The sequence below is a fragment of the Gordonia sihwensis genome, assembly GCF_029632925.1.
GTDB classification, from domain to species: Bacteria; Actinomycetota; Actinomycetes; order Mycobacteriales; family Mycobacteriaceae; genus Gordonia; species Gordonia sihwensis.
Window position 1 is genome coordinate 3,512,977 of the sequence record NZ_CP121248.1, and the last position, 15,037, is coordinate 3,528,013.

Genomic DNA, 15,037 nt, shown 5'->3' on the forward strand with positions numbered 1-15,037 from the left:
CCAGCAACTGCTCGTGCGCGCGGCCCGGTGACCGAGTGCAGGTCGTCGAGCACCAGCAGCAGGGGCCCGGAGTCGGCCAGGCACGACGCCAGCCGCGCGGGCACCTCCGCCGGCGAGCACGCGGAGAAGTCGATCATCGCGGCGAGCGCACGGGGATCACCGATGCCCATCTCGGCCACGGCGGTGACCACCGCCGACCAGAGCGCGGCCGGGTCGGCGCCGACACGGGCGAGATCGGCCCAGGCCGCCGGATGCCGGCGGTCGGTGAGCCATCCGGCGACCGCGGTCGTCTTGCCGTACCCGGCCGGGGCCCAGACCACGGTGACCGGCGTCGACCGGTACTCGTCGAGCAGTGCGTAGACGGTGCGGCGCGGCAACGCATTGCGGACGACGGGACGGTCGAACGGTCTCACCGCCTGCCCGTCCCTGAACCACGCCATTCGCCCATTGTTCTGCGGCAGAGCCGATTTCGAGGGCGATTTCACCCATTTACGGTAATTTCCGCGCCTACCGTCAGACGGAAGACTCGTCAGCGGTATCCGGCTCGGGGCTGGGGGATTCTCGACTACTCTGACGTTCCTGTCCACCGCGGGCGCGGCGCCGATCGCGTCCGGCCGGACGCGACGGCAGAACCGGAAGGGCTCGAGGATGTTTGATGCAAACGGCTTGGTGATCCTGGCAGTCGGCGCGCTGCTGTGTTTCTACGGGGTGCGGTCAGTGCATCTGGGCGTGATCGCCGCGGGATTCGGTCTGGGCTGGATCGTCAGCGGCCTGTTCAACGCCGGCGGTCTGACCATGTTCCTGTTCGGCCTGATCGGCGCGGTGTCGGCCTGGGTGGTCTGCTCGCTGATCTTCCGGTTCGCCGCGTACTTCGTGGGCGGCCTGACCGGAGCGGTGGGCGGCGCACGCCTCGCCGACCTGGTTCAGCCCGGCGACAATTCGTGGGCGGCCAGCGCGATCATCATCGTCGCCATCGCGGTCGCGGCCGCGTTCTGCGCCGACAAGTACCGCGCACGCGCACTGCTGTGGCTCACCTCCATCGGCGGCGCCAGCATGGTCCTGATCGGCGTCGGGCGCGCCTTCGAGCCGTTGAACTGGGTCGACAGTCCCGACTCGGCAGCGGCCAGCATCACCTCGAACGCGCTGTGGATCGCATTGTCGGTGGCGGGCTGGATCATCCAGCGGCGACTGTTCGCCGACCGCCTGGGCATCAAACCCCGCCAGAGCGAGGCCGCGGCCTAGGCCGCGCCTTCGTCGTCTCCGGGTGCGGGGATCTCCTCCCTGCGGTAGTTCGGCAGTCGGCCGGCCGGAATGATCGCGGTCGCGCTCACGGCGGCCAGGAACAGCAGTCCGAATCGCAGGGTCCGCAGACGCGTGTCCTCGTTGACCTCCACCGCGGCGTCGATCTGTGCCGGGGTCGCGTCCGTCTGCTCCTCGAGAGCGGTCCGCAGATTGTCGTTGCTGACGAAGTTGACGTTATCGAGATTCACCTGTTCCACCAGCGAGTCGGGCAGTTCCGGGTGGCTCGCGACCGACGATGCGACCGTGAAGCCGAGGATGGTGACCAGCAGCGCGCCGGCCACCGCCGTGCCCACCGCCGAAGCCAGATTCTGTGTGGTGCCGCGGACCGATCCGACGTCACCGGCCAGACGCGTCGGAGCCGCGGTCACGAGCACGTTGAAGACGAGGGTGACGAGGGCGCCCTGCCCGATGCCGAACACGATGAGCCCGATGATCGTCGCCGCCGTCTCCCAGTTGTTGCTCACCACGAATGAGAGCCACAGCAGTGCCGCGGTGGTGAGGCCGAAGGAGAAGACGCCGATGGTGCGGGGACTGTAGCGCCGGTAGAACCTGATCACGAGGAGCGCGGTCACGAACACCGTCAGGTTGAACGGAATCATCGCGATCGCGGTGTCGAACGACGAACGGCCCTGAACGATCTGGATGTACAGCGGCACGGTGAAGTTCAGTGCGGCCTCCAGCGAGACGACGATGAACATGGCGTACACCGCGGCACGCTCACGCGAACTGCCGAGCACCGACAGATCGACCAGCGGAACCTTGCCCGCCTTCATCCGCGACCGGGTCCAGACGAAGAAGCCCTGGCCGACGATGAGACCGAGCACGATCATCAGTGGCGCCGGCGAGACTCCGCCGACGTCGAAGGGCGCACCGGCGTCGGCGAAGAACAGGCCCCACGAGTTGAGGTTGTTGAAGCCGAGCGTCAGCAGCACCACCGAGCCACCGATCAGCACCGCGCCGATCACGTCGATCTCGATACTCGGGTCACCCTTGTCCGAGCGGAGGGTGAAGCTGAGCGCGAAGACGATGACCGCCACAGCCAGGACGATGCCGAACACCGGCCGCCAGCCCACCGACGCACCCAGCGCACCGCCGATGAAGAAGGCGCTCATGCCGGAGACCGCACGAGCCGAGCCGAGCGATCCCACCGCCGTCGCCTGCTGGTCGCCGACGTAGTTCTCAGCGATCAATGCGACCAGCGACGGCACGATGATGGCCGCGGATGCTCCGGCCAGGCCCTGTCCGGCGATCGCCCACCCGACCGACGGCGAGAAGATCATCATCAGCGACGAGCAGGCGAAGGTGACGACGACGATCCGGAAGATCATCACCCATCCGACGCGCTGACCGAGTTTGCCGCCGAGCATCACCAATGCGGCCACGGCCAGCCCGTACATGACGATGGTGGTGCCGACGGCGGTGGGCGTGGCGTCGAAGTCGTCGACCATCCCGCCGATCGAGACCGGCAGCGCCGCGACGTTGAACGACATCAGGACCTGCGCGAAGAACAGTCCGATGAGCGGCAGCCACGAGCGCCGCTCCTCGCTGACCGGGACGGCGGTGGTCGTCATACTGCATCCTTTCGGGCGGCTGGTGCCGAAGAGTGGTGGGCGGGAGCCGAGGCGAAGATGTTCAAGCCGAGTGCACGTGAGAGATACGCGGTCGCCAACTGGCCGCGAACGCTGTTCCCGGCCGAATCCAGGAGGGGCGAGAAGGTGCCGATCGCGCCCTTGCCCGGGGCGATCGCGACGACGCCGCCCGAGACCCCGGACTTGGCGGGCAGGCCGATCTCGAACAGCCATTCGCCGGAACGCTCGTACATGCCGGTCGACGCCAGCACCGCGAGGGTGTCGCGGCAGACCTGGTCGGAGACCACGCGTTCACCGGTCACCGGGTTGACTCCGCCGTCGGCGAGCGTAGCGCCCATCACCGCGAGGTCGCGCGCGCTGACGCGGAGCGAGCACTGGCGCGTGTAGGTGTCGACCGCGTCCGACGGATCGATGTCGATGCGCCCGTAGCTCTCGAGCAATTGTGCGATCGCCCTGTTGCGCTGGTTGGTTCGCATCTCCGAATGGTAGATCTCGCCGTCGAGTTCGAGTTGCCGTCCGGCGAACCGGGACAGCCCCGTCCGGATCACCTCCCACTGTTCGGCCGGCGTGGCTCCGGGGACCAGCGCCGTGGTGGCGATGGCGCCGGCGTTCACCATCGGGTTCATCGGGTGACCGTTGTTGAGTTCGACGGCGATCACCGAGTTGAACGACAAGCCGGTGTTGTTCACGCCGACCCGATCCTTGATGACGCCGTGGCCCACGGCGTCGCAGACCATCGCATAGACGAAGGCCTTGGAGATCGACTGAATCGAGAACAGTGTCTCGCACGAGCCGGCGCCGTGGACCGATCCGTCGATCTCTCCGACCGCCAGTCCGAACAGCTCCGGGTCGGCGGCCGCCAGCCCCGGGATGTAGTCGGCGACGTGCCCGTCGGCATTGGACGCGTAGCGCGCATGCGCCTGGACGGCCAGGGTCTCGACGCGGTCCCATCCCGGCATGGCGCCGGTCGAGACCTGCTGAGCCACATCGTTCACGGTTCTGTCCACCGGCGTTCCTCTCGTCGACGCGCACTTCGTCGTCCGGTCATCGTAGGTTCCGCACGTTCCGGGCCGCACACCGGCTTTCAGCGTCGACGAGAGTCTCGAACCTCTAAACTCTTAGCGCAATGGCTGCCAACTCCCACCGGCCGCGCGCCGAGCATCTCGGCCCCGAGCGTCGTCGGCCCCAGATCCTCGACGCCGCGCTGGACATCGCCGTCTCCGAAGGCGTTTCGGCCGTGACCGTGGCGTCGGTGGCCGAGCGGCTGCGCGTCACCCGGCCGGTGATCTACGCGTGCTTCGCCAACCGCGTCGACATGATCGCCGAACTGGTCCAGCGCGAGGAGGGCCGGCTGCGCGAATCGATGACGACCGTGCTCCGCAGGCGAGCCGTCGACGCCGACGCGACGGTCTTCATCGACGGTTTCCGCGCACTGCTCAACACCGTCGCCGAACAGCCCAAGACCTGGCGGCTGGTGTACGGCTCCCCCGACTCCGAAGTCGCGGAGTTCTTCGGCCGGGGACGGGCCGACGCCGTGGCCCGCTGCACCGATCTGCTGCGGCCGACCCTGGCGGCGTGGGGGATGCCGGAGGCGGACATCGACAAGAAGCTGTACCCGCTGGTGGAGTTGTGGGTCTCCGCGAGCGAGGGCGCCGTTCGCTCCCTGCTCGCCGATTCTCGTTGGGCGCCGGACGAATTGGCCGAATTCCTGGGCGAGAGCGTGTACCGCGCACTGCGGACGGCCGTCTGACGCCGCTGCGCAAGCTCGGGCGGTCAGCGGCGCAACGGGGCCGTGGCGTCGAACGCCTCCACACGGCTCCCGCTGTGCCAGGCGTGCCAGCGCCGCCACCGTCTCATGGACCCGGCCTGCCACCACCGATCCACACCCGGCAGTACGCGGCGCGCCACTTCGATCACGGCGATGAAGGGCGCCCGTCCGATCAGCATCGCGACGCCGGGCAGCCCGCTCGGGAGCCGGTGGGCGCGCCGGTTCCAGGGCAGCATGAACAGCCGCGTGTAGCCGGCCTGCAGATGCAGGTGGAACAGGGCACGCAACCGGCCCGGGCCGCGCATTCCCGGATGCGGCGCGAACGCGGGGACGAACGACTCCACCAGTTCGGAACCGAGACAGCCGGAATCGTGTTTGCGCGTGGCGTCGAAGTAGTAGAGCAGCCGGAGGCCGTCGGCATAAGTATCCGGATACATCTCGTCCACCCGACAACCGACCAGGTGACCGAGATACCGATTGAAATGGAGGACGGCGCGGACCTCCGACGGACTGGTCAGGAAGCCGAGCGCGGTCAGCCCGAAAGCCGGACCCACGCTGCCGCCGAGGAGGGTCAGCATCATCTCGCTCTGGCTGATCGGCAGACCGTACCGTTCGGCGTCCCACTCCGGATGCGCAAAGACGCGCGCCCGCACCGACACGTGCATCACGCGGACTCGCAGCGAGATGGCGCGCGCCGTCGACCCGGGAGTGAGCACCGCCCCCGGACGGCAGACCTCCAGCCACCACCGACTCGTCTCGAGATATCGGTTCAGCGCACTCGATCCCGCGTATCCGCCGGCGAGTGAGAGCGGCACCGCGAGAGACGCCTCGGTGTAGGTGTCCATCGTGCCCGCATTCCCGACCGCTCCGAGGTTGTAGCCCCAGCGTCGCCACACCGCCGCGCCCTGCTCCACCAGGTCCGGATCCACCCAGTCCGGGACCGTCTCGAACTCGGCGAAGAGAGCCCGCATCGATTCGGGCGCGTCGGGAACGTTGTCGATCCCCACTCGCAGCGCCTCGTCGAGGAGTTCGCGCGCCGCCGCACCGCCCATCTCACCGTGAAAGGTCTCGGCGACGAAGGCCTCCGCCGTCGGGTCGCCGGCGAGAAGTCCCGCAGCGAACGCCGAGCGCACGTCGTCGCCGGGAAACAGATCCACCCCCGTGGTCCGCTCGATTCGATTCCGCAACCGCAGATGCGCGGGCGACACGACCAGTTCCATGCGGCAAGAGTAAGAGATGAACGCACCACTGTGAGACTGTTTGACTATATCGTCTCACCGGCTGCACGCGCACCAGCTCCCCGCGGCGGGGTCCCGAGCCACCCACGCGCGTCGGCGACGAAGCATAGGATCGACGTCGACCGTCCCGAACTCAGGAGCACCCATGGATGTCAGCGTCGTCTGGACCATCAATGCCCGCACCGCCTCCGTCGACAAGGCCGTCGAGAGCCTCGCGGAGATCCAGGAGGAGGGCTTTCGCCGAGTCTGGTGCACCCAGATGCCGAATGAGCCCGACGCCCTGACGATGCTGACGGTCGCGGGATGGGAGGTGCCGGAGATCGAGTTCGGTACCAGCGTGCTGCCGATGCAGGTGCAGCATCCGATGCTCCTGGCGCAACGCGCGCTGACCACCAACGCGATCATCGGTCCGCGCCTCCATCTGGGACTCGGCCTGAGCCACCAGGTGGTCACCGAGGGCATGTGGGGCGTCTCCTACAAGCGGCCCGTCCAGCGCACCAACGAGTACCTCGACGGCCTGCTCCCGCTACTGAACGGCGAAAAGGTCAGCAGCGCGGGCGAACTCGTGACGACGCGGGGCGCCCTGACGATCGCCGACGTTCCCGCGCCGCCGGTGTACCTGGCCGCGCTGGGACCGAAGATGCTCGGCATCGCGGGCAGTCGCACGGCGGGCACGGTGACCTGGATGACCGGGCCCAAGACCTTGCGCGATCACATCGCCCCCACCCTGCGCACAGCCGCCGAGGCCGCGGGACGCTCGGCCTCCGACGTGCGCGTGGTGGCGATGCTGCCGGTCTCGGTGACCGACGACGCCGACGGCGCCCGCGCCGCCGCGGCCGAGCAGTTCGCCATGTACGACAACCTGCCCTCGTACAAGGCGATGCTCGACCGCGAGGGCTTCACCGGTCCGGGCGACGCCGCGATCGTCGGCGACGAGGCCACCGTCGCCGACCGCATCCGGGAGCTGGGAGCCTTCGGCGTCGACGAGTTCGTCGGCATACTGTTCGATCGCGACCGCGAGACGCGCGCCCGCACGCGCGCTCTCCTGCGGACGCTGGATGCGTGATGTCCGACTCCCAACCCAGGGCCGACTAAGCAAAGTTAGGTGAGCCTGGGTTACTATTCGGCTCATGAAGTCGACTATGAAGACCGTCCTGGCACTGGTGGCGGGTCTGCTGGCCGTCGTCCTGACGGTGTCCGCGTGCAGCGCTCCCGACGAGGACGAGGCCTCGGGCGGCCCGATCCAGGTGAACACCGCGCAGGGACCGGTGACGGTGAAGGGCACTCCCAAGCGGATCGTCACCCTCGGCGCGCAGTGGATCGACACCGCACTGGCCTTCGGCGTCAAGCCCGTTGCCTACCTCGACAACATCCAGATCCTCACCGGCAGCCCGTCGCCCTGGACCGGTGACAAGCTGCAGGGATCGACGGCACTGGATCCGGAGAACCTGGTGGCGCAGATCGCCAAGGCCGAGCCCGACCTGATCCTCGCCGAGGGCTACATGCCCAAGTCGCAGCCGGAGAACTTCGAGAAGATCAGAAAGATCGCGCCCACCATCCCCGGCGTGACCGGTCAGCAGGTGGACCCGTGGCAGGACCTTGTCGCGCTGATGGGCACCCTGCTGCGTCAGGACGGCAAGGCCAAGGAGATCACCGCCGGCGTCAACAACCAGATCGCCGACTTCAAGAAGGAGCTCCCGGGTCTGGCGGGCAAGACGTACGCGATGGCGTACATGTACTCCGCCGATCAGATCCAGGTGATGGCCGATCCGAACGACGGCGCCGCGTACCTGTTCAACGAACTCGGCATGAAGGTCGCGCCCAAGCTGCTCGCTCAGTTCGAGAAGACGAAGAACCCGCGCTTCCCGATCTCCACCGAGAACGTCCCGATGCTCGACGCCGATGTCCTGATCGTCACGGCGAACACCCCGGCTCTCAAGAGCGCGCTGCGCAAGCTGCCGGGATACTCGGAGCTCGAGTCGGTCCGCAGCGGGGCCGTCGCCGATCTGTCCGTCGCCGACATCAGCGGACTCAATCAGCCGACGCCGCTGGCGATCCCGTACCTGCTCGACGAGCTGAAGCCTGCCTTCCAGAAGGCGACGGCCTGATCGGATGACGGGTCCCTCGCGGACCGCCCTGCGCAACGTCTACACCTGGCGTCCCGGGAGCAAAGCCGTGCTCGGCGCTCCCGGGACCGCTACGGTTCTGCCGGCGAAACGCCGGTTGACCGGACTGGTGCCCATGCAGGGCGGCGTACTCAAAGCACTCAACGCCGGCCCGGTCGCCTTCGACGCGGCACCGCCTCCGCCGGTCGCCGATCTGCTGCGCGACCTGCTGTCGGCCGGTGCACTCGAACTCGCCGTCTCCCGCGGCGAGACCGAGCTGTACCGCCTCCGGCCGTTCCGCTCCGTCGATTCCACGCGCCCCGAGCCGCGTCACGCCGACGGGGTGCTGTCTCGATTCACGGTGCTCCGCAGGACGGGTGGCGAGGTCGTCGCCGAGAACCCGCGCTCCTGGTGCGACGTGGTGATCGGCGCCCCTTCGGTGGCCGCGATCCTGGCCGGCTGCCGAGACGACGACCTCGTCGCCGACTCGCTGTGGTCGGATCTGCTGTGGACCGGTCACGCCGTTCTCGACGCCGACGGCGAGGAGTCCGATTTCTCAGCGGCCGCGTGGAGTCCCCACGAACTCTGGTTCCACCGTCGGAGCACCGTCGGCGACCGCGGCACCAGTTGGGCCCACTTCGGCCCCACCCGCTGGGCCGACGGGCACTTCGCGCCGGTCCCCGCGTCGCCCGAACCGTACCCGGGCGAGAGCATCCCGCTGCCCGTGCCCGATCTCGACCGCCTGTCGCAGTCGGACGTGCCCTTGGCGCGCGTCGTCGAGGATCGGGTGTCCGTCCGCAGCTTCGACGACGCCGCACCGATGACCGTCGCGGAGCTGGGCGAGCTGCTGTATCGCTGCGCCCGAACTCGGAACGTGGCCACCCTCGAGCGTTCCGGCACCGCCGTCACCGAGCTTCCTTCCCGCCCCTACCCTTCCGGCGGCTCGCTCTACGAACTCGAGATCTACCCGGTGATCCGCACCGTCGACGGCGTCGCACCCGGGATGTACCACTACGACTCGTACCGGCACGCACTGCGCCGGGTGGCCGACATCGACGACCCCGCCGTGAATCGGCTGCTCTCGCCCGCCGCTCTCACCCTCGCCGACGGCGAGTTGCCGCAGGTGATGCTCGCCCTGGCCGCTCGGGCGGGCCGAATGATGTGGACGTACGAGCAGATGGCGTACGCGGTGATCCTCAAACACGTCGGCGTGCTGACCCAGACGCTGTATCTCACCGCCACGGCGATGGGTCTCGGCGGGGTCGCGCAGGGATACGGCGACACCGCGGCATTCGCCGCGGCCACCGGCCGCGACGAGTTGGAGGAATGCAATGTGGGGACCTTCGTGGTGGGCCGTCCCCGCGTCTGAGCCGGGCCTGCGCCTCAGTCCCGGTTGAGCGCGACCGCCGCCTGGACCAGCGCCACGAACGCGTCCGCGTCGAGATCGTCCGATTCGGCGAGGTCGACGGCACGGCGGGTTCCGCCGGTCGCGGGGACGAACAGCCCGGCGGGATCCGGCAGCGACGCGCCCCTGGCGAAAGTGACTTTGACCTTCGCCTTGTAGGTCTCGACGGTGCAGATCAGACCGTCGAGCGAGAAGGTCGGCACTCCGTCGGGATTCGAGGGCTTCTTCCACTTCGCCTCTTCGACGACACCGGGCGCGGCGCGGTGGATCAGTGAACGGATCTCGTCGACGCGGGTCGCCCGCCAATCGCTGCTCATGGGCTCACGGTAATCGATTGCGGCCGCCTCCGATCGCCGCACAGCACGGACACAACGTCTGCCCGGGTTCGATCACCCAGCCGTCGGCCGCGGCGAAGTCGACGGCGGCGGCGCCCGACCGGCATCGGAGCCAGTAGGCGCGCTCGCATCGGGAACATCGGATCTCACTCGTGGGCCGCGGCGCGGCGGACTCCCGTGGAGGCAGGACTGCAGTCATCGAAATGCTCTGATCGTCGTTCTCATGAGAGATCGTGAGGTGCCGGGCGGCCCGGGTCTTCTCCCCGGACGCCCGGCACACGGTTCGGTTACGGGACTTCGGAACGGTGAGGGAGTGCGTCGACCTGCGCCGCTCCCCGCACGGTGTGGGGGTAGTCGTCAGGTTCGGCGCCGTCCGCATCGACCGGATGCTGTTGTTCCAGCCAGTCGATCGGATCGACTTCCAAGACACTCGTCATCGACAACCTCCTTCGGTGAAGAGAATGCGCGACGCCTGCGGCGGCTGTCAGCGGGTCACTCCGTCGCAGCGGTGATCGACCGCGGCTCGCCCTTGTGCTCGATCTCGATCTTGCGGGGCTTGGCCTTCTCCGACAGCGGGATGGTGACCGTCAGTACGCCGTTGTCGTACTGCGCATTGATTCCGGACGTGTCGATTCCCTCGCCGAGGGTGACCTGGCGCCTGAAGGTTCCGGAGAAGCGTTCGCTGGCCAGCCATTTGGCGTCTTCGGACGGCACGGTCCGGTGAGCCGACAGGGTCAGCACGCCGTTGTCGACGCTGACGTCGATCGATCCGGGGTCGACGCCGGGAAGGTCGGCCGCGAGAACGTAGTGGCTGTCGACCTTGTAGAGGTCCATCGGCATGAATCGGGGAGTCCGCGCAGTTCCTGCCTGGCCGGAGAGCAGGCCGCGGGCGAGGGCGTCAAAGTCGCTGAATGGATCGAAGCGAAGCACAGCACCACACCTCCTATTCATTTGTCACCAGCCGGTTCGACTGATGATCGTCGACTGTGCACCACCAAATTTAGCACTCTCGCTTATCGAGTGCCAGATTTTCGTGTCTCTTGTGCCAGATTTCGGCGATACCGCGCGCGCTGCGGCCCGCGCCCGGTCAGTCTGGTGCAGGCCGTCCAGGACACGACCGATACCACCCTCACGACATCGAAAGGTCACCCGTGCCCGCTGAGTTCAATCCGACCATCACTCGTCGCCAGGCACTCGCCGCGGGCGGCGCGGCCGTCGCCGCCGCATTGGTCGCGCCGGGTCACGGGATCGCGGCAGCGGCCGGGCCGTCACCGGACGCCGACGTCATCATCGTCGGTCACGGACTGTCCGGACTCGTCGCGGCGTCCGAGCTCGCCGATCGCGGACGCAAGGTGCTCATCGTCGATCAGGAGTCGGGACAGAACGTCGGTGCCCAAGCGCACTGGAGTCTGGGCGGACTGTTCTTCATCGACAGCCCGGAGCAGCGTCTCGCCGGCATCCGCGACTCGCACGAGCGGGCACACCGCGACTGGTTCGCCACCGCGGGCTTCGACCGCTCGCCGCACAGCGTCGACGGCGAGGACTACTGGGCTCGGAGATGGGCCGAGAAGTACCTGGAATTCGCCGCCGGAGAGAAGCGGTCGTGGCTGGCGGGAATGGGCGTCTCGTGGGTCCCCGTGGTCGGATGGGCCGAGCGGGGCAACGGCGTTCCGGGCACTCCCGGAAACACCGTCCCCCGATTCCACACCACGCTCGGCACCGGTCCGGGAGTCGTCGAACCGTTCGTCCGGCGGGTGCGCGAGGCGCAGCGCCGCGGACGGATCCGGTTCGCGTTCCGGCATCGGGTCGACGAACTGATCACCGCGCAGGGAGCCGTGGTCGGCGTCCGCGGCTGCGTCCTCGAACCGAGTTCGCTGCCGCGAGGAAAAGCCAGTTCCCGCAAGCAGATCGGGGATTTCGAACTCCACGCCCCACTGGTGATCGTGGCGTCGGGCGGCATCGGAGGCAATCACGACCTGGTGCGCCGCAACTGGCCGGCACGGCTGGGAACGGCGCCGGAATTCATGGTCACCGGCGTCCCGCAGCACGTAGACGGCCGGATGCTCGGCATCGCCGAACGATCAGGCGCCCGGCTCGTGAACCGCGACCGCATGTGGCACTACACCGAGGGCCTGCGGAATCATTCGCCGATCTGGCCCGGACACGGTATCCGGGTGCTCGGAGCCCCGTCGTCGATGTGGTTCGACGCGGCCGGTCGCCGATTCGGCGAACCGGGCATCCCCAGCCACGACACTCTCGGCACCCTCGAGCTCATCCAGCGCTCCGGCTACGACTACTCGTGGTTCGTCTTGAACAAGCGGATCATCGAGAAGGAGTTCGTGCTCTCGGGCTCCGAACAGAACCCGGAGCTGACCGCCAAGAACCTCCCGCTGTACCTGTTGCACCGCGCCACCGACGACGTTCCGAAACCCGTGCAGGCCTTCCTCGATCGCGGACCGGACTTCGTCACGGCGGGCAGCGTCGAAGCGCTGACGGCCAAGATGAACGCCCTTGTCGGTACCGATCTGGTGGATCCGGGTTCTCTGAAGAAGCAGATCGCGCACCGCGACCGTGAGGCCTTCAACCCGAAGAGCACCGATCCGCAGATCAAGAGCATCCGGCGGTCGCTGGCCTACGTCGGCGACAACCTCGTGCGCACCGTGCCGATGCACCGAATCCTCGACCGCGATGCGGGACCGCTCATCGCGATCAAGATGAACATCCTGACCCGGAAGTCCCTCGGCGGACTGCAGACCGATCTCTCGGGCCGGGTCCTGTCCGCGGACGGCCGGCCCGTCGAAGGGCTGATGGCCGTCGGTGAGGCCTCCGGATTCGGTGGCGGCGGCGTGCACGGCTACCGAGCACTCGAAGGGACCTTCCTGGGCGGGTGCCTGTTCACCGGCCGCACCGCGGGCCGGGCCGCCCATCGCCTGCTGTGATACGCGACCGGCCGCGGCCGCTCAGCTGAAGATCGAGAGGTCGACGGCCTCGGCCATCGTGCGGTAGCCGGCCGGGTTCGGATGGAGGCGGTCGGGACCGGAGTACTTCGGCGCGAGAACGCTCGGATCGTGTTCATCGCGAACGGCACGGTCCAGGTCGATCACGCTGTCGGCGAGTTTCTGCGTGCGGATCCAATGGTTGACCCGCTGGCGCTCCGAATCGGCCCGCGGGGCGGCGTAGCCGCTGAAGAGCGAGTCGGACGCCGGCAGGATCGTCGCCACGTGAACGCGGACGCCGTCGGCCTTCAGTCGGGCGATGATGTTCTTGTACCCGGCGATCACCTGGTCGGCGGTCGAGCCGACCGGCATGGCGAGATCGTTGATCCCTTCGAGCAGGATCACGTCCTTGACCCCGGGGACCGAGAGCACGTCCCGGTGCAGGCGGTCGATCGCGGCGGTGCCGAACTCGGGGACGAGTCCGTCGGAGACCACGCGGTTTCCGCTGATCCCGGCGTTGACCACCGAACGGCTCATGCCCGCCGCGTCCAGGCGCCGCTGCAGGAAGTCGGGATAGCGCACATTGCGATCGACCACCCCGCGCCGCGACTGCGGGACCACCAGGTAGTTGTCGGCGACGTAGCCGTCGGTGATGGAGTCGCCGAGCGTGACGATCGCCGAGGTCTGAGGCGAGGCGAGGACGTCGACGCGATTGACGATCGGTACCACGGTGGTGCTGAGCGGGAAGTCGGCCGCACGGCGGCTCCGCGTCCGGTCACCCGCGCCCGGCACCGTGTAATAGCTGGTCGCGTTGCCGTTCATGTGCTGGGTGACGAAGGCCGCCGGGCCGCGGACACTCACCGACACCGCCAGCCGTTGCCAGGCGTCGACGTCGAGGTGTACCGGGTCGCTGAGAACGTCACCGCCGGCGGGGATGACGACCGCGCGCTTGCCGTGGAAGGTCAGGGGGACGACCGGTGACGCGACCGCGGCGCCGGGACCTGCGATCGCGACGGTCGCGGCGCTGACGTCGAGCGGCACGGGACGCGCCGCGTTGGTCAGACGGACTCGGACCTCGTCGCCGCCCATGTGCGGCGTAACGACGACCCGGAAGGTCTGGTCGGCGATGTTCAGGATCGGAACCAGGTCGGCATCGGCGCCGTTGAGCGCGTCGGTCGGCGCGGCCATCCAGCTCCCCACCCAGTGTCGGCCGCCGGTGTCGGCATACCCGACCGCCGGCACCAGCGAGAGCCCGGTCATCACGGCGACGAGAGCGATTGACAAACGGATCCAACGGGCCATCACGGTTCTCCTCAAGATCGAGACACCGTGACTCTATCGAGTGATCCACAGCACTCTCCCCTCGGTCCTCTTCCCCAGGTTCCCCAGGACAGTCGAGTAGGCCGAGGCGCTAGCCGAGGACGTATCGAGACCCCCAGGCCCCCAAGCGAACACAGGGAGCCCAGCGCCCGCAGGTCAGTCGAGCAAGCGCACCCCCAGGACAGTCGAGTAAGCGCAGGAGCGCAGCGACGAAGCGCATCGAGACCCGTCGTCACACGCTGTGGATACCCGCATTGCACCCCGCCCCGACGCCCACAACAGTCAACTCATGCACGGCTTCATGTACATCCTGAAATGCGCGGACGGCAGCTATTACGTGGGGAGCACGCGGAATATCGAGCATCGGTTCGAGCAACACCAGTCAGGTCGCGGGTCGGCATATACCCGGAATCGCTGTCCGGTCGAGCTCGTCTTCTGCGAGGAGTTCGATTCCATCGAGGATGCGTACGCGATGGAGAGACGGGTGTCGAAGTGGTCGCGCGCGAAACGAGAGGCGCTGATCGCCGGCGATTTCGACGCGCTGCGCCGCGCGGCGAAGAAGGGCTTCCGCCCGGGCCAGACGCCGCCGTCGAGGCCGCAGGAGTGATCGCCCAGGCCTATGAGTAGACCGAGGGCGCGTCGAGACCCCGGCGCCCGTCTCGATGCGCTTCGTCGCTCCGCTCCTCCGCTTACTCGACAAACCTGGGGCCGGCAGGCCTGATAGAACCCCCCAAGACCGTCGAGTAGGACGAGGCGCAAGCCGAGGACGTATCGAGACTCGCCCGTCTCGATACGCTCCGTCGCTTCGCTCCTCCGCTCACTCGACAAACCTGATAGAACGCCCCCAAGACCGTCGAGTAGGACGAGGCGCACGCCGAGGACGCATCGAGACCCCGGGCGGCGCCCGTCTCGATGCGCTTCGTCGCTCCGCTCCTCCGCTCACTCGACAAACCTGCGGGGTCGACAGGCCTGATAGAACCCCAAGACCGTCGAGTAGGACGAGGCGCACGCCGAGGACGCACCGAGACCCGCCCCGGCG

Annotated in this window: 15 protein-coding genes; 8 read left to right on the plus strand and 7 right to left on the minus strand. The window is 68.1% G+C overall.

The window, feature by feature from the left end:
• Positions 1-27: 27 nt before the first annotated feature.
• Both P5P27_RS16795 and P5P27_RS16800 read left to right on the plus strand, forming a co-directional pair.
• Positions 28-360 carry a hypothetical protein gene (locus P5P27_RS16795; protein ID WP_039867294.1) on the plus strand — a complete coding sequence of 111 codons (333 nt, stop codon included), beginning with the start codon at positions 28-30 and terminating at the stop codon, positions 358-360.
• Positions 361-648: 288 nt separating this feature from the next.
• The gene (locus P5P27_RS16800; RefSeq protein WP_006896097.1) at positions 649-1,242 is read left to right on the plus strand and encodes a hypothetical protein; all 594 of its coding nucleotides are present in this window, start codon (positions 649-651) and stop codon (positions 1,240-1,242) included.
• Here the strand turns inward: P5P27_RS16800 and P5P27_RS16805 are convergent.
• Together P5P27_RS16805 and glsA are read right to left on the minus strand one after the other, a co-directional pair.
• Positions 1,239-2,873: an MFS transporter gene (locus P5P27_RS16805; RefSeq protein WP_222111084.1), complete on the minus strand. Its 1,635-nt coding sequence runs from the start codon at positions 2,871-2,873 to the stop codon at positions 1,239-1,241. The genes P5P27_RS16800 and P5P27_RS16805 overlap by 4 nt on opposite strands.
• The gene (gene glsA / locus P5P27_RS16810) at positions 2,870-3,898 is read right to left on the minus strand and encodes a glutaminase A (RefSeq protein WP_278125133.1); all 1,029 of its coding nucleotides are present in this window, start codon (positions 3,896-3,898) and stop codon (positions 2,870-2,872) included. The genes P5P27_RS16805 and glsA overlap by 4 nt, the downstream gene beginning before the upstream one ends.
• Before the next feature lie 119 nt (positions 3,899-4,017).
• Between glsA and P5P27_RS16815 the strand changes: the two genes are divergently transcribed.
• Entirely contained in the window at positions 4,018-4,641 is a 624-nt protein-coding gene (locus tag P5P27_RS16815; protein ID WP_006896093.1) for a TetR/AcrR family transcriptional regulator, read from the plus strand.
• 23 nt (positions 4,642-4,664) lie between these two features.
• On the opposite strand, the gene P5P27_RS16820 is transcribed toward P5P27_RS16815, so the two are convergent.
• The gene (locus tag P5P27_RS16820; RefSeq protein WP_278125136.1) at positions 4,665-5,879 is read right to left on the minus strand and encodes an oxygenase MpaB family protein; all 1,215 of its coding nucleotides are present in this window, start codon (positions 5,877-5,879) and stop codon (positions 4,665-4,667) included.
• A 163-nt stretch (positions 5,880-6,042) separates the two neighbouring features.
• On the opposite strand from P5P27_RS16820, the gene P5P27_RS16825 reads away from it, so the two are divergent.
• The 3 genes from P5P27_RS16825 (at position 6,043) to P5P27_RS16835 (ending at position 9,371) form a co-directional block, all read left to right on the plus strand.
• Positions 6,043-6,963 carry a TIGR03564 family F420-dependent LLM class oxidoreductase gene (locus tag P5P27_RS16825; RefSeq protein WP_278125137.1) on the plus strand — a complete coding sequence of 307 codons (921 nt, stop codon included), beginning with the start codon at positions 6,043-6,045 and terminating at the stop codon, positions 6,961-6,963.
• 64 nt (positions 6,964-7,027) lie between these two features.
• Positions 7,028-8,005: an ABC transporter substrate-binding protein gene (locus P5P27_RS16830; RefSeq protein ID WP_231650177.1), complete on the plus strand. Its 978-nt coding sequence runs from the start codon at positions 7,028-7,030 to the stop codon at positions 8,003-8,005.
• Between the two features lie 4 nt (positions 8,006-8,009).
• Positions 8,010-9,371: a SagB family peptide dehydrogenase gene (locus P5P27_RS16835; protein WP_278125140.1), complete on the plus strand. Its 1,362-nt coding sequence runs from the start codon at positions 8,010-8,012 to the stop codon at positions 9,369-9,371.
• Positions 9,372-9,385: 14 nt separating this feature from the next.
• On the opposite strand, the gene P5P27_RS16840 is transcribed toward P5P27_RS16835, so the two are convergent.
• The 3 genes from P5P27_RS16840 to P5P27_RS16850 form a co-directional block, all read right to left on the minus strand.
• On the minus strand, positions 9,386-9,724 hold the full coding sequence (locus P5P27_RS16840; protein ID WP_278125142.1) for a DUF1801 domain-containing protein: 339 nt from the start codon (positions 9,722-9,724) through the stop codon (positions 9,386-9,388).
• Positions 9,725-10,029: 305 nt separating this feature from the next.
• On the minus strand, positions 10,030-10,179 hold the full coding sequence (locus P5P27_RS16845) for a hypothetical protein (RefSeq protein WP_156150463.1): 150 nt from the start codon (positions 10,177-10,179) through the stop codon (positions 10,030-10,032).
• Between the two features lie 55 nt (positions 10,180-10,234).
• Positions 10,235-10,672: an Hsp20/alpha crystallin family protein gene (locus P5P27_RS16850; protein WP_006896087.1), complete on the minus strand. Its 438-nt coding sequence runs from the start codon at positions 10,670-10,672 to the stop codon at positions 10,235-10,237.
• A 296-nt stretch (positions 10,673-10,968) separates the two neighbouring features.
• Here P5P27_RS16850 and P5P27_RS16855 point away from each other — a divergent pair, with 296 nt between their 5' ends.
• Entirely contained in the window at positions 10,969-12,681 is a 1,713-nt protein-coding gene (locus P5P27_RS16855) for an FAD-binding dehydrogenase (protein ID WP_278127460.1), read from the plus strand.
• Positions 12,682-12,702: 21 nt separating this feature from the next.
• On the opposite strand, the gene P5P27_RS16860 is transcribed toward P5P27_RS16855, so the two are convergent.
• Positions 12,703-13,980, minus strand: coding sequence for a GDSL-type esterase/lipase family protein (locus P5P27_RS16860; protein WP_278125145.1), 1,278 nt, complete (start codon positions 13,978-13,980; stop codon positions 12,703-12,705).
• Positions 13,981-14,287: 307 nt separating this feature from the next.
• Between P5P27_RS16860 and P5P27_RS16865 the strand changes: the two genes are divergently transcribed.
• Positions 14,288-14,605, plus strand: coding sequence for a GIY-YIG nuclease family protein (locus P5P27_RS16865; RefSeq protein ID WP_045538273.1), 318 nt, complete (start codon positions 14,288-14,290; stop codon positions 14,603-14,605).
• Positions 14,606-15,037 lie beyond the last annotated feature (432 nt).

Bases quoted from the DNA above. Each gene is read 5' to 3' on its own strand.
- P5P27_RS16800 (WP_006896097.1), top strand. From the start codon at position 649: ATGTTTGATGCAAACGGCTTGGTGATCCTGGCAGTCGGCGCGCTGCTG.
- P5P27_RS16805 (WP_222111084.1), bottom strand. From the start codon at position 2,873: ATGACGACCACCGCCGTCCCGGTCAGCGAGGAGCGGCGCTCGTGGCTG.
- P5P27_RS16815 (WP_006896093.1), top strand. From the start codon at position 4,018: ATGGCTGCCAACTCCCACCGGCCGCGCGCCGAGCATCTCGGCCCCGAG.
- P5P27_RS16820 (WP_278125136.1), bottom strand. From the start codon at position 5,879: ATGGAACTGGTCGTGTCGCCCGCGCATCTGCGGTTGCGGAATCGAATC.
- P5P27_RS16825 (WP_278125137.1), top strand. From the start codon at position 6,043: ATGGATGTCAGCGTCGTCTGGACCATCAATGCCCGCACCGCCTCCGTC.
- P5P27_RS16830 (WP_231650177.1), top strand. From the start codon at position 7,028: ATGAAGTCGACTATGAAGACCGTCCTGGCACTGGTGGCGGGTCTGCTG.
- P5P27_RS16835 (WP_278125140.1), top strand. From the start codon at position 8,010: ATGACGGGTCCCTCGCGGACCGCCCTGCGCAACGTCTACACCTGGCGT.
- P5P27_RS16840 (WP_278125142.1), bottom strand. From the start codon at position 9,724: ATGAGCAGCGATTGGCGGGCGACCCGCGTCGACGAGATCCGTTCACTG.
- P5P27_RS16845 (WP_156150463.1), bottom strand. From the start codon at position 10,179: ATGACGAGTGTCTTGGAAGTCGATCCGATCGACTGGCTGGAACAACAG.
- P5P27_RS16860 (WP_278125145.1), bottom strand. From the start codon at position 13,980: ATGGCCCGTTGGATCCGTTTGTCAATCGCTCTCGTCGCCGTGATGACC.
- P5P27_RS16865 (WP_045538273.1), top strand. From the start codon at position 14,288: ATGCACGGCTTCATGTACATCCTGAAATGCGCGGACGGCAGCTATTAC.